This is a genomic window from Curvibacter fontanus (genome assembly GCF_054780335.1).
Genome location: NZ_BAAGWN010000009.1, coordinates 40,867 through 53,210, shown reverse-complemented (window position 1 = coordinate 53,210; position 12,344 = coordinate 40,867). Strand labels below are relative to the sequence as shown.

Below are 12,344 nucleotides of genomic sequence, written 5' to 3'. Positions count from 1 at the left end.
ACTGGACAAGGACATGCCATGAAACAGATAGAACCGGCCATGGTGGCGCAGCTCGGCGTATTAGCCGCGCTGCGGCGCGACATACACGCTCACCCCGAATTGGGCTTTGAGGAGCACCGCACGGCCGCGTTGGTGGTCGAGCAGCTGAGCGCATGGGGCATTCCCGTGCACCGGGGGCTCGGTGGCACGGGCGTGGTGGGGATCGTCAAGAACGGTACGTCCCCGCGCGCGATCGGGCTGCGTGCCGACATGGATGCCCTGCCGCTGCAGGAGTTGAATACCTTTGCGCACACCAGCCAGCACGCCGGCAAGATGCATGCCTGTGGGCATGACGGCCACACAGCCATGCTGCTGGCGGCGGCCCAACATCTGGCCCGGCAGCGCAATTTCGATGGCACGGTCTACCTGATTTTCCAGCCCGCCGAGGAGAGCGGCGGTGGTGCACGCGACATGATTCGCGATGGCCTGTTCGAGAAATTTCCAATGGAGGCCGTATTCGGCATGCACAACTGGCCCGGCATGCCGGCCGGCGCTTTTGCACTTAGTTCGGGGCCGGTCATGGCTTCCAGCAGCGAGTTCACGATCACTCTCCGCGGCAAGGGCGGGCACGCCGCCATGCCGCATAACACCATCGATCCGGTGCCGGTGGCGTGCCAGATGGTGCAAGTCTTCCAGACCATCGTCAGCCGCAACCTCAAGCCCATTGATGCGGGCGTGATCTCGGTCACCATGATCCATGCCGGACACGCCAGCAACGTGATCCCCGACAGCTGCGAGCTACGTGGTACGGTTCGTGCCTTCAAGATGGACGTGCTGGACACCATCGAGGCGCGCATGAGGCAGGTTGCCGAGCACGTCTGCCTGGCCCACGGCGCCGCGTGTGAGTTCCAGTTTGATCGCAAATATCCAGCCACCGTCAACAGCGCGACCGAAGCGGAGTTTGCCCGGGCTGTAATGACGAAGCTCGTAGGCGCCGACAGGGTGTTGTTGCAAGAGCCCACCATGGGAGCGGAGGATTTTTCCTATATGCTGCAGGCCAAGCCCGGGGCCTACTGCTTCATCGGCAACGGCGACGGTATGCACCGCGAGATGGGGCACGGGGAGGGGCCTTGCACCTTGCACAACCCCAGCTATGATTTCAATGACGAACTCATCCCCCTGGGCGGCACGTACTGGGTGCGTCTGGTCGAGGCCTGGCTCGGGCAGAAGTAACGTGTCAGGGGGTTGTCCTTGGCCCATGGCCGGTTACCGGGCAGACTTGCTTCCGCTCCAAGGTAGACGTTCAACCTGCAAAAAACTTAGCGACTGCGCAAGGTATCGGCCAAGCACATGCAAAATGGCACGCACGAAGTAGTTGCGGCCAGAGCCGCTTAGGAGTTATTGATGATGAATTCTCTGAAACGGCTCCCCCTATATGCGGTGGTGGTGTCGATCATGCTGAGCGGCTGCTCTGTGGTGGCCGAGGCCCCGGGCCAGGCGGGCCCGGGCCGCGACCGTGATCGTTACGAGCGGCGTGACGACCGCAAGGATGATCGCCGAGACGATCGCCGCGAAGACAGGGGTGATCGGCGGGACGACCGCGGAGATGACCGGCGTAAGGACCGGGATGACGATCGCCGCGGTGGCACGAACGTGCAGATCAACATCGGCGGCTACTTCGGCGAGCGCCAGCGCGCTTCGGTCTACGAGGCCTATGACCAGCCTCCGCGTGCCCATTGCCCGCCCGGCCTGGCCAAGAAGGGCAATGGCTGCCAGCCGCCCGGACAGGCCAAGAAATGGAAGATGGGCCAACCGCTGCCGCGTGACGTCAGCTACCGTCCGGTCGAGGCGGACATCCGCGTGCGCCTGGGTACGCCGCCGGCCGGGTACGAGTTCGTGCGCGTTGCCAGCGACATCCTGCTGATCGCCGTTGGCACGACCGTGGTGATCGACGCCATCGAAGACCTGCAGCGCTGAGACGCAGCGGCCCCAGTCCCTAAAGCAGGGGTTGGAGATAGTGTCCCGTGTGGCTGGCCGGATTGGCGGCCAGTTCCTCGGGCGTGCCTACGCCCACCACGGCGCCGCCGCCGGCACCGCCTTCCGGCCCCATGTCGATCAGCCAGTCGGCCGTCTTGATGACGTCCAGGTTGTGCTCGATCACCACGATGGTGTTGCCAGCGTCGCGCAGCTGGTGCAAAACTTTCAGCAGCAGGTCGATGTCGGCAAAGTGCAGGCCCGTGGTCGGCTCGTCCAGGATGTAGAGCGTGCGCCCCGTGTCGCGCTTGGACAGCTCCAGCGCCAGCTTGACGCGCTGCGCCTCGCCGCCCGAGAGCGTGGTGGCCGACTGGCCGAGTTTCACGTAGGACAGGCCCACGTCCAGCAGGGTCTGCAGCTTGCGCGCGATGGCCGGCACGGCCTTGAAGAAGTTGTGCGCGGCTTCCACCGTGAGGTCCAGCACCTGGGCGATGTTCTTGCCCTTGTACATGACCTCCAGCGTTTCGCGGTTGTAGCGCGCACCAAAGCAGACGTCGCAGGGCACGTAGACGTCGGGCAGGAAGTGCATCTCCACCTTGACCATGCCATCGCCCTGGCAGGCTTCGCAGCGGCCGCCGGCCACGTTGAAGGAAAAACGCCCCGGTCCGTAGCCGCGCTCACGCGCCATGGGCACCTCGGCCATGAGGTCGCGGATGGCGGTGAACAGGCCGGTGTAGGTGGCCGGGTTGGAGCGCGGTGTGCGGCCGATCGGCGACTGGTCCACGTTGATGACCTTGTCGAAGTGCTCGATACCCTCGATCTCCTTGACGGGGGCCGGCTCGTCGTGCGCGCGGTAGAGCTGGCGCGCCACGGCCTTGTAAAGGGTGTCGTTGACCAGGGTGGACTTGCCCGAGCCCGAAACCCCGGTGACGCAGGTGAACAGGCCCACGGGCACGTCCACGCTCACGTTCTTCAGGTTGTTGCCGGTCGCACCGATGATCTGCAGGCGCTGGAGTTCGGTGTGCGCCGTGCCCTTTTTTGCGGTTCGCGGTTCGGCCTCACCGCGCAGGGGCAGCCAGGGGGTGCGGCGCTTGGGCAGAGGGATCTTCAGGGTGCCCGCCAGGTACTGCCCGGTCAGGGAATCAGGGTGCGCCTTGACTTCGTCGTAGCTGCCCTGGGCCACCACGCGCCCGCCATGCACGCCGGCGCCCGGGCCCATGTCGATCAGGTGATCGGCCGCGCGCATCATGTCTTCGTCGTGCTCCACCACCAGCACGCTGTTGCCGATATCGCGCAGGTGCCGCAGGGTCTCGATCAGGCGGTCGTTGTCGCGCTGGTGCAGACCGATGCTGGGCTCGTCCAGCACGTACATCACGCCGGTCAGGCCGCTGCCGATCTGGCTGGCCAGGCGGATGCGCTGGGCCTCGCCACCCGAGAGCGTCTCGGCGCTGCGGTCCAGGCTCAGGTAGTTCAGGCCCACGTCGTTGAGAAACTTCAGGCGCAGGCGGATTTCGCGCACCACCTTGTCGGCGATGCCGGCCTTGGCGCCGTGCAGTTGCAGCTGCTCGAAGTAATCGAAACATTCGCGCAGTGTCAGGCGGCTGACCTCGAAGATCGCACGGGCCTGCGCGTCCTCGCCCAGCTTCACGTGCCGTGCTTCGGGGCGCAGACGTGTGCCCGCGCAGGCCGGGCAGGGCTGGGTGCCGCGCAGTCGGGCCAGGTCCTCGCGCACCAGGGCCGAATCGGTCTCGCGGTAGCGCCGCGTCATGTTGGGGATGATGCCCTCGAAGGGGTGGGTCTTGCTGACCTTGCGGCCCTTGGAGGCCCCGGAGTCCATCACGTAGCTGAACTTGATCTCGTCCTCGCCCGAGCCGTGCAGAAGAACCTCCTGGATCGGCAGCGGCAGCTCCTCGAAAGGGTCCTCGAGCTTGAACTTGTAGTGTTTGGCCAGGCTCTCCAGCATGGCGTAGTAATAGGCGTTGCGCCGGTCCCAGCCCTTGATGGCGCCGCCGGCCAGGCTCAGGCTGGGGAAGGCGACCACCCGCGCCGGGTCGAAGAACTCCTGCTGGCCGATGCCGTCACAGCTGGGGCAAGCCCCTTGCGGCGAGTTGAAGGAGAACAGACGCGGTTCGAGCTCGCTGATTGAGTAGTGGCACAGCGGGCAGGCGTAGCGGGCATTGAACATGTGCTCGGTGCTGCTGTCCGTCTCCAGCGCGATGGCGCGGCCCTGGGCGATGCGCAACGCGGCCTCGAAGCTCTCGGCCAGGCGCTGGCGCAGCGCGGCGTGTTCGGGCTCATCGGCGCTACGCACCTTGAGACGGTCGATCACCACATCGATGTCGTGCTTCTCGGTCTTCTTGAGCGTGGGCAGTTCGTCGAAATTGAGGGCCTGGCCGTCGATGCGAAAGCGCACATAGCCCTGGGCCTGCATGTCCTCGAAGACCTCGTTGAACTCGCCCTTCTTCTGGCGCGCCAGCGGCGCCAGGATCATGAGTCGCGTGTCGGCCGGCAGGGCCAGCACGGCGTCCACCATCTGGCTCACGGTCTGCGCCTGCAGCGGCAGGTTGTGGTCGGGACAGTGGGGCGTGCCGGCGCGCGCGTAAAGCAGGCGCAGGTAATCGTGGATCTCGGTCACCGTGCCCACGGTGGAGCGCGGGTTGTGGCTGGTGGCCTTCTGTTCGATGGAAATCGCCGGCGACAGGCCCTCGATCAGGTCCACATCGGGCTTGTCCATGAGCTGCAGGAACTGGCGCGCGTAGGTCGAAAGGCTTTCCACGTAACGGCGCTGGCCCTCGGCGTAGAGTGTGTCGAAGGCCAGGCTGGACTTGCCCGAACCCGAGAGGCCGGTGATCACCACCAGCTGGTTACGCGGGATGTCCAGGTCGATGTTCTTGAGGTTGTGCGTGCGCGCCCCGCGGATGTGCATGGTCTGCTGCTGCAGGGTCTGGCCCAGGTAACGGCCGGAGGGTTCTTCTGCAAGAACGGGGGCGTGCTGGCCTTCAGGAGTGGAGTTCAAGGGCGGACCTGTGAGCAAAACCATCCATGATAGAGAATTCCGGACGGCCCGGCACCCCGGCCGCCCGGATCGGGGACAATACAGGTCTTGCCCGCCCCTGCGCGGGCCTTCTCTATTCCGGTGCCCGCTTTCCCCGTGTCCTCTACTGCCGCCTTCCCCGCCGCCAGCCCTGACGCCTACGCCATGACCGCGCGCGAGCGGCGCGCCAGCGCTTCGCTGGCCGCCATCTTCGCCCTGCGCATGCTGGGCCTGTTCCTGGTGCTGCCGGTCTTCGCGCTGGAAGCGGCCCGTTACCCGGGCGGCGGCGACCCCGTGCTCATCGGCCTGGCCATGGGCATCTACGGCCTGACCCAGGGCCTCTTGCAGATCCCCTTCGGCATGGCCTCGGACCGCCTGGGGCGCAAGCGCGTCATCATCGCCGGCCTGCTGGTCTTTGCCCTGGGCAGTTTCGTGGCGGCCCTGGCCGGCAGCCTGACCTGGCTCATCATCGGCCGTGCCCTGCAGGGTGCCGGCGCCGTCTCGGCCGCCGTCACCGCCCTGCTGGCGGACCAGACCCGTGACGAGGTGCGCACCAAGGCCATGGCCCTGGTGGGCGCCAGCATCGGCCTGATGTTCGCGCTCTCCCTGGTGCTGGCGCCCCTGCTGGTGACACACATCGGCCTGGCCGGCCTGTTCACGCTCACGGGTTCGCTGGCCCTGGGCGGCGTGGCCGTGGTGATCTGGTGGGTGCCCGCCGAACCCCTGCAGCACAAGAACCAGCCGCGCGGCAAGCTCTCCGAAGTGCTCACGCACGCCGCCCTGCTGCGCCTGGACGCCGGTGTGTTCATCCTGCACGCCGTGCAGCTGGCCATGTGGGTGGCCATCCCCGCCCTGCTGGTGAAAGCGGGCCTGCCCCCGGCGCAGCACTGGTGGGTCTACCTGCCGGCCGTGCTGGCGTCCTTCGTTGTCATGGGCGTGACCCTGTTCCCGCTGGAGCGGCGTGGTTACCTGCGCGCCGTTTTCCTGGGCGCCATCGGCCTGGTCGCCCTGGTGCAGCTGGGCCTGCTGTGGGCCGCGCAGGCCCCGCACATCGCCTGGCTGGCGTTCATGCTCTTCCTGTTCTTCTGCGGCTTCAACGTGCTCGAAGCCAGCCAGCCCAGCCTGGCCTCGCGCGTGGCCCCGCCCCATGCCCGCGGCGCGGCCCTGGGTGTTTACAACACCTTGCAATCGCTGGGTTTCTTCGCCGGCGGCGCGGCCGGCGGCTGGCTGGTCAAGACCCAGGGTGCGCCGGCCCTTTTCATCGCCTGCGCGATGGGCATGGGCCTGTGGCTGCTGCTGGCCTGGCCCATGGTGGCGCCCGGGCGCAAAGCGCCATAATCACCCGAATCTCTGGAGGAATTCCCCATGGCATCCGTCAACAAAGTCATCCTCGTCGGCAACTGCGGCCGCGACCCCGAAATCCGTTACCTGCCCTCTGGCCAGGCCGTGGCCAACGTCAGCGTGGCCACCTCCAGCCGCCGCAAGGACAAGAACTCCGGCGAAATGATCGAAGACACCCAGTGGCACCGCGTCACCTTCTATGACCGCCTGGCCGAGATCGCCGGCGAGTACCTCAAGAAGGGCCGCCCGGTCTACGTCGAAGGCCGCCTGAAGTACGGCAAGTTCACCAACAAGGATGGCCACGAGCAGAACACCGTGGACATCATCGCCACCGAAATGCAGCTGCTCGGTGGCCGTGAAGGCTCGGGCGGCCCGGACGAAGACGGCGGTGGCGCACCGCGCCGCAGCGCTCCCCCGGCTGCACGCCCGGCCGCCGGCGCCGCTCCGCGCCCGCAGACCCCGGCCAAATCGGCCAGCGGCTTCGAGGACATGGACGACGACATCCCGTTCTGAGTTCGATAAACCCACTTCATTGGGCTACAGGCTCGATCCTCTGCGGGTTCAATATTGGATCGGCGCCGAGGCGTCATCGCGGCCGGCGGTCTGCTCCCTGGTTGAGCTACGGCCCGAGGCAGGCTACCGTTCCGCCTTCGACGGAGCAGCCACGGGGATGAGCACGGTCACACGCAAGCCGGTTTGATTTGCGTTGTCGGTGAAGTCCAGGCGAATTTCCGCACCGATGCGGCTGGCAATCGTTTGAACGATGGAGAGGCCCAGACCTGAACCAGTCTGCTCGTTGCCGAGGATGCGGTAGAACGGATCGAACACTCTGTCCCGCTCATCCACCGCGATACCTGGCCCAGTGTCCTGAACAAGCAGCGTCACGAGACCCTCCTGAACGCCGACCGAGAGGTCCACTCGCCCACCCTCTGGCGAGTAGCGGACGGCGTTGTCTACCAGATTCCTGACCACGGCGATCATGTCTGGCTCGCTCACCCACACCTGGGCATCCTGTTCTCCCTCTACGCCAACGTCGATGTGTTTGGCCTCGGCGAGTGGCATGAGGTCTTCCAGCACGCGACGGTAAGTGCCCTGGATGGATACCGGTGACCTCGGCGATTCGGCAGCGGACTGCACTTTGGCCAAAGTCAGAAGTTGATCCAGCAGGCTCCGGCCGCGCTCGATCCCTTGGCGCAGCACTGTCAGCCGTTCGCGCGCCAGGACGGGCATTTCTGCGTCTGCCAGTCGCTCCGCCTGCAGCGACAGGGCGGTCAGCGGCGAGCGCAACTCGTGCGCTGCATCGGCGACAAATCGGCGCTGGGACTCCATCGCTCGTCCCACACGGGCGAGCAGGCGATTGATCGCCACGGCGAACGGCCGTACTTCGACGGGAAGGTGAAGTTCTTCGATGGGGTGCAGCTCTTGCTCGGCGCGTTGGTCGATTTCCTTGGAAAGCGTCGAAATGGGCCGAAACATCTTGCGCACCAGGTCGGCCACGATCAGCAGCAGAACGGGCACGAGGATCAGGAAAGGCATCACGGTGCGAAGCGCACCGTCACGGGCAATTTCATTGCGGAAACCGGACGCCTGGGCCACGGCAATCCGTTCGCCAGCCCCCGTTGTCTTGACCAGCACGCGGTATGTTTCCCCGCCGACATCCAGCGTGTGCAGGCCATCAGCCAGCGTCGCAGGCAAGGGAAGTTGTTCACCGACATCCATGCCTGATGTGGAGGGATTTCCCTTGCCCAAGGGCTGGACGATCACGCGCGACTCTTCGTCGCCGTCTCTGTTGCGGGCATCGGTGGCCGGTGGGGTGGGCGACAGGCGCTGCCGATCCACGAGTTGTGCTATCTGGCGCAAGACATCATCTTGCAGCTCATGCGCTTCATCGAAGGCCGACAGAAACGAGGAGATGCCAGCCACAATGGCCACAAAGAGGATGGCCAAAGACAGGGTGAAGGACAGTTTGAGCTGAACCGACTCGTTCAAGCGCTTTTTGAGACCATCCATCCAACCCCCCTGACGTTTTTGATGACTCCGCTGCCCAGCTTGCGCCGCAACGCATGGATCAGAAACTCGACGGCATTGCTTTCGACTTCTTCTCCCCAGCCGTAAATCCGGTCCTCCAGCGCGCTTCGAGACAGAATGGCTCCCGGCCGAATCAGCAGGGCCTGCAGCAACGAGAACTCGCGGTTGGACAGTTGCACCGGAGAGCCGCCATGGATGGCGGCCTCTTTTGTGGCCGGATCGAGCGACACCACGCCGTTGCTGAGAACGGGAGTGGCGGCGCCCCCTTTGCGCCGCAGGACAGCGCGCATCCGGGCCAGCAGCTCCGCCATCTCGAAAGGCTTGAGCATGTAGTCATCGGCCCCGCCATCCAGACCACGCAGGCGGTCGTTCAGGCCATCGCGCGCCGTGATGATGAGCAAGGAAATCGGGTTGTCCTTGGCGCGGATGCTGGTCAGCACGTCGAGTCCATCCTTGCCGGGCAGGCCGAGGTCAAGGAGCACCAGGTCATAGTGCTGGCAATCCAGTGTTGTCAGAGCGGCCTGACCGTTCTTAACCCAGTCTGTCGCATAAGAGGCATCTTTCAATGCGCCCTGGATCGCTTCCCCAATCATGGGATCGTCTTCGACCAGCAGTACCCGCATTCTCTCCCCCTTGTTGTCGTATCTGTTATGGATGAATTGCGTCTGTCAAGGCAGCATTGAAGCAAGGACTCGATCCCTCAGCTTGATGTGGTGATATATGGCAGCTGAAGCATGAATTGTCGCTAACCACATGATGACATCGCCAAGAAACTTGTGCACCTTGCCCCAATCCGCAAGATCGGACAAATAAAAGTTTGCAATGGAAGGCAGCTCGTCAATCCGAAATCCGCCCAGCAACGTCAAGGGATGCGCCTCCGCCCCCAGAGCCAGAAGAGCAGAAAGCGGCAATGCAAAAAGTAAAGCCCACAACACAAAATGCATCAGACGCGACAGGAGACGCACCCAGGTCGCCCTCTGAAGCCCGGGAGCATTGGGACGCACTGCAACCCAGATCAGGCGCAGAAAGGTGAGCGTCAATACGACGATACCCAAGGACTCATGCCAAACGATGTCGCTCCGTGTGCCCGGATCGATACCGTCATGCAGCAATCGACCAAAGTCACCAGGGCCTAAAGCGAATGCCATGACAACCGTGACAGCCGTGATCCAATGAAAGGCTATGCTTAACGCGTCATAGCGATCAGGATTGTTTTCACTCAAGTTTTCACTCCATTCGAAAGTTCTGATCAGCTGTGTGAGACGGAGACGGCATTTTCAATGTGCCGCCTTGGCTGCCCGCTGCCTGAAGAACAGGATCGCCATCAGCATGAAGGCAAGCAGTGCGGCCGATGCCGAATAGCGGCTCAAGGCCAGACCACCAGCGCTCAGCGGCTTGTCCAGAAAGTCACCGACCACAGCTCCTAAGGGGCGGGTCAGGATGAACGCAGCCCAGAACAGCAGCGTGCGGGAGACACGGGTCCAGTAGCAGGCTGCCACGACCAGGGCGAGCAGCCCGCCGAACACGAAGGCCGCACCGGTGTAGCCCAGGCCCGCCGTATCGGCCGTCCAGTCGCCCAGCGCCGTCCCCAAGGTCTGGGAGAGCATGATCGTCACCCAGTAGAAGGCTTCCGCCTTGGGCGAACTCACGGTGCTCACCGAAACGGAACCCAGGGTCCGGTGCCAGACAAAGAGGGAGCCGAGCAGCAGGGTCAGCAGCAAACTCGAACCTCCAGCGTAACCGATCCCCAGCGAGCGGTCCGCAAAATCCGCAAACGTCGTGCCGACCGTGGTGGTGGCGATGATGGTGGTCCAGTACAGGAAGGGATGGAACCCTTTGGCCTTGATCTGCGCGATCACGGCGGCCAGGAAAATCGCTGCGAAGAGGCCGGTGCCGACCAGATAGCCCAGATTCATGGACATCGAGACGGCATCGCCGCCGGTTTCGCCGAGTGTGGTGGCGGCGACCTTGATGAGCCAGAACCCCAGGGTGACTTCGGGAACTTTGGCCAGCGCGTGTTCAGTGGATGTTTTCATGGGGCGCGCTCGCTGATCAGACCTTGCCCTGGAGCGTGTCGAAGGTTTTCAGCAGATCGGTCAAGGCTGCCTTGCAATCCGCCTGACTCGGCGCATCGGCGCGCAGTGCGGTCAACGCCTTGTCGATGGCCTTGTCGAGAACGTGCCAGTCGCCGGCAGACCGAGGTTTCAGTCCCGCCTCGGCCGAGTCCCAGGCCATCTCCAAATCTTTGATGCGGGCCCTGGCTGCGGGCAGATCACCCTTGTCCACGATAGCGGCCACGTCGGTGGCAACGCTGTGGAACGCCGACAAATCACCGAGCTTGGAGGTGGCTTTGGCCTGCGGTGATGGCGAGGCCGCCTGGGCCGATGTGTCAGGCGCTGCGCCCGTGCCTCCCTGGTCGGCAGACTTGGAGCAGCCGGTCGCCAGAACCAGGAGCAAGGCGGCCGATACGGCGACCATGGGACGGGTCAATGTGTGTTGCATGTGCATGGTGTCTCCTTGAGCAGTGGAAAGAGGGTTACTCGGCGGCTGGGGCTGATCGGTTTGCGTTCATGCCAAACTGCGCGACGGCCACCAGCATGACGATCACCGAGAGGAACAGGGCGCTGGTCCACATGGCTCCCATGCCGAGGCCGCCGTAGGTCTTGGCCTGCGTCAGCAGATCGCCAAGCGCGGCGCCGAACGGGCGGGTCAGGATGTAGGCGATCCAGAAGGTCAGCACGGCGTTACCGCCCATGCGCGAGGCGGCATAGGTGAGGCCGATCACCGCACCGAATGCGACCGCGCCCCAGGTGAAGCCCAGGCCCAAGGCCTCGGTCGCCAGATCGCCGGCCGCCGTGCCCAGCGCGAAAGTGCACAGGATGGCGGACCAGTAAAACAGCTCCCGGTTGCGCGTCACGATGTCGTGGATGGACAGGGTGCGTTCGACCCGGTACCAGACGAAGAAAATCGCGGCGAGCGCCACGGCAAACGCAGAGGTGCTGACATACAGGCTGACTCCCAAGCCATCGGTCAGCAGGTCAGTGATCTGGGTGCCGACCACGCTGACCAGCACGACTGTCAGCCAGTAAATCCACGGGGTATAGCGGCGAGTGCGCAACTGTATGAACAAGGCAGCCGCCAGCAAGGCCGCCATGACCAAGCGGGTGACGCCCTGGCCCCAACCCGCACTGACCGCCAGGAAGTCAGCCCCCGTCTCGCCCACCGTGGTGGACATGATCTTGATGATCCAGAACGACAGCGTGACTTCCGGGACTTTGTTGAGCCAGTCGCTTGATCGAGGCGTGGGCAATGTGTTCATGGTGTTTTCCTGCAGAAGTGAGGGGGATAGCCATCAGTCTGACCCGGCCGACTTAGCCCAGCCATAGGCTCACTCGCGCACCCATCCCAGCGCGATCAGCCTGCCGAACAGCCCGTGATGGATGCGCGTGGCAAGTCGGTAGCTCGGCCCCAGATACCAGGCCGCAGCGCGCCATGCCAGCCAGGCACCGAACGCGGCGACCGCGATGGCCCCGAGCATGTCGAGCGGAAAATGGACGCCCAGGTAAATGCGCGCCCAGGCGATGGGTGCGCCCAGCAGGGCCAACGTGACGCCAGCGCTTCGCCGGCCCCTTTGCAGCAGGAGGCTGAACGCAACCGCCCACCACAGCGTCAGGTGATCGCTGGGGAAGGACGAATCGGCAACATGGGGAATAAGTGTGTGGCCCAGGCCGGTCATGAAAGGCCGGGGATGTGACCAGGCCAAGCCGATGATTTGGTTGATGAGCAGCCCCAGCAGACCGGACGCCGTTGCGACGAGCATCGTTTTGCGGGTGTCCTCGTTGCCGCGCAACCAGCCGATGCCGATCAGGGCAGGAACGAGCCAGATAAGCCATTCCGCAAGGAAAATGGCCAGCGTCGCCACAGGAGCATCCGGGTGTTCAGGCGCGTTGAGCCAGAGAAAGAGCGCCTGGTTGAGGGGTTCCATGAG

At 64.4% G+C, this 12,344-nt stretch carries 12 protein-coding genes; 4 read left to right on the top strand and 8 right to left on the bottom strand.

Annotation, left to right across the window (positions count from 1 at the left end; translation table 11 throughout):
- Positions 1-18 precede the first annotated feature (18 nt).
- Positions 19-1,212: a M20 aminoacylase family protein gene (locus tag ACYVH8_RS05115; protein ID WP_460487802.1), complete on the top strand. Its 1,194-nt coding sequence runs from the start codon at positions 19-21 to the stop codon at positions 1,210-1,212.
- Positions 1,213-1,386: 174 nt separating this feature from the next.
- Positions 1,387-1,956: an RcnB family protein gene (locus ACYVH8_RS05110; RefSeq protein WP_460487801.1), complete on the top strand. Its 570-nt coding sequence runs from the start codon at positions 1,387-1,389 to the stop codon at positions 1,954-1,956.
- A 19-nt stretch (positions 1,957-1,975) separates the two neighbouring features.
- Here ACYVH8_RS05110 and uvrA read toward each other — a convergent pair whose 3' ends face one another.
- Positions 1,976-4,879 carry an excinuclease ABC subunit UvrA gene (uvrA, locus tag ACYVH8_RS05105; protein WP_460487838.1) on the bottom strand — a complete coding sequence of 968 codons (2,904 nt, stop codon included), beginning with the start codon at positions 4,877-4,879 and terminating at the stop codon, positions 1,976-1,978.
- 273 nt (positions 4,880-5,152) lie between these two features.
- Between uvrA and ACYVH8_RS05100 the strand changes: the two genes are divergently transcribed.
- A complete protein-coding gene (locus tag ACYVH8_RS05100; RefSeq protein ID WP_460487837.1) occupies positions 5,153-6,325 on the top strand; it encodes an MFS transporter in 1,173 nt (390 codons plus the stop codon).
- 27 nt (positions 6,326-6,352) lie between these two features.
- Positions 6,353-6,841 (top strand): single-stranded DNA-binding protein, encoded by a 489-nt coding sequence (ssb, locus tag ACYVH8_RS05095; protein WP_460487800.1) that lies wholly within the window; start codon positions 6,353-6,355, stop codon positions 6,839-6,841.
- A 123-nt stretch (positions 6,842-6,964) separates the two neighbouring features.
- On the opposite strand, the gene ACYVH8_RS05090 is transcribed toward ssb, so the two are convergent.
- The 7 genes from ACYVH8_RS05090 to ACYVH8_RS05060 form a co-directional block, all read right to left on the bottom strand.
- Positions 6,965-8,338 (bottom strand): ATP-binding protein, encoded by a 1,374-nt coding sequence (locus ACYVH8_RS05090; protein ID WP_460487799.1) that lies wholly within the window; start codon positions 8,336-8,338, stop codon positions 6,965-6,967.
- A complete protein-coding gene (locus ACYVH8_RS05085) occupies positions 8,314-8,979 on the bottom strand; it encodes a response regulator (protein WP_460487798.1) in 666 nt (221 codons plus the stop codon). Before ACYVH8_RS05085 ends, ACYVH8_RS05090 begins: the two co-directional genes overlap by 25 nt.
- A 45-nt stretch (positions 8,980-9,024) precedes the next feature.
- On the bottom strand, positions 9,025-9,579 hold the full coding sequence (locus ACYVH8_RS05080; RefSeq protein WP_460487797.1) for a cytochrome b: 555 nt from the start codon (positions 9,577-9,579) through the stop codon (positions 9,025-9,027).
- Positions 9,580-9,633: 54 nt separating this feature from the next.
- A complete protein-coding gene (locus tag ACYVH8_RS05075; protein ID WP_460487796.1) occupies positions 9,634-10,392 on the bottom strand; it encodes a COG4705 family protein in 759 nt (252 codons plus the stop codon).
- A gap of 16 nt (positions 10,393-10,408) precedes the next feature.
- Positions 10,409-10,864 (bottom strand): hypothetical protein, encoded by a 456-nt coding sequence (locus tag ACYVH8_RS05070; protein WP_460487795.1) that lies wholly within the window; start codon positions 10,862-10,864, stop codon positions 10,409-10,411.
- A gap of 28 nt (positions 10,865-10,892) precedes the next feature.
- A complete protein-coding gene (locus ACYVH8_RS05065) occupies positions 10,893-11,675 on the bottom strand; it encodes a COG4705 family protein (protein ID WP_460487794.1) in 783 nt (260 codons plus the stop codon).
- A 69-nt stretch (positions 11,676-11,744) separates the two neighbouring features.
- On the bottom strand, positions 11,745-12,341 hold the full coding sequence (locus ACYVH8_RS05060; RefSeq protein WP_460487793.1) for an undecaprenyl-diphosphatase: 597 nt from the start codon (positions 12,339-12,341) through the stop codon (positions 11,745-11,747).
- Positions 12,342-12,344: the final 3 nt, after the last annotated feature.

What these genes read in the sequence shown, in the direction of transcription:
- ACYVH8_RS05115 (WP_460487802.1), top strand. Translation starts at nt 19, where the DNA reads ATGAAACAGATAGAACCGGCCATGGTGGCGCAGCTCGGCGTATTAGCC.
- ACYVH8_RS05110 (WP_460487801.1), top strand. Translation starts at nt 1,387, where the DNA reads ATGAATTCTCTGAAACGGCTCCCCCTATATGCGGTGGTGGTGTCGATC.
- uvrA (WP_460487838.1), bottom strand. Translation starts at nt 4,879, where the DNA reads ATGCACATCCGCGGGGCGCGCACGCACAACCTCAAGAACATCGACCTG.
- ACYVH8_RS05100 (WP_460487837.1), top strand. Translation starts at nt 5,153, where the DNA reads ATGACCGCGCGCGAGCGGCGCGCCAGCGCTTCGCTGGCCGCCATCTTC.
- ssb (WP_460487800.1), top strand. Translation starts at nt 6,353, where the DNA reads ATGGCATCCGTCAACAAAGTCATCCTCGTCGGCAACTGCGGCCGCGAC.
- ACYVH8_RS05090 (WP_460487799.1), bottom strand. Translation starts at nt 8,338, where the DNA reads ATGGATGGTCTCAAAAAGCGCTTGAACGAGTCGGTTCAGCTCAAACTG.
- ACYVH8_RS05085 (WP_460487798.1), bottom strand. Translation starts at nt 8,979, where the DNA reads ATGCGGGTACTGCTGGTCGAAGACGATCCCATGATTGGGGAAGCGATC.
- ACYVH8_RS05075 (WP_460487796.1), bottom strand. Translation starts at nt 10,392, where the DNA reads ATGAAAACATCCACTGAACACGCGCTGGCCAAAGTTCCCGAAGTCACC.
- ACYVH8_RS05070 (WP_460487795.1), bottom strand. Translation starts at nt 10,864, where the DNA reads ATGCACATGCAACACACATTGACCCGTCCCATGGTCGCCGTATCGGCC.
- ACYVH8_RS05065 (WP_460487794.1), bottom strand. Translation starts at nt 11,675, where the DNA reads ATGAACACATTGCCCACGCCTCGATCAAGCGACTGGCTCAACAAAGTC.
- ACYVH8_RS05060 (WP_460487793.1), bottom strand. Translation starts at nt 12,341, where the DNA reads ATGGAACCCCTCAACCAGGCGCTCTTTCTCTGGCTCAACGCGCCTGAA.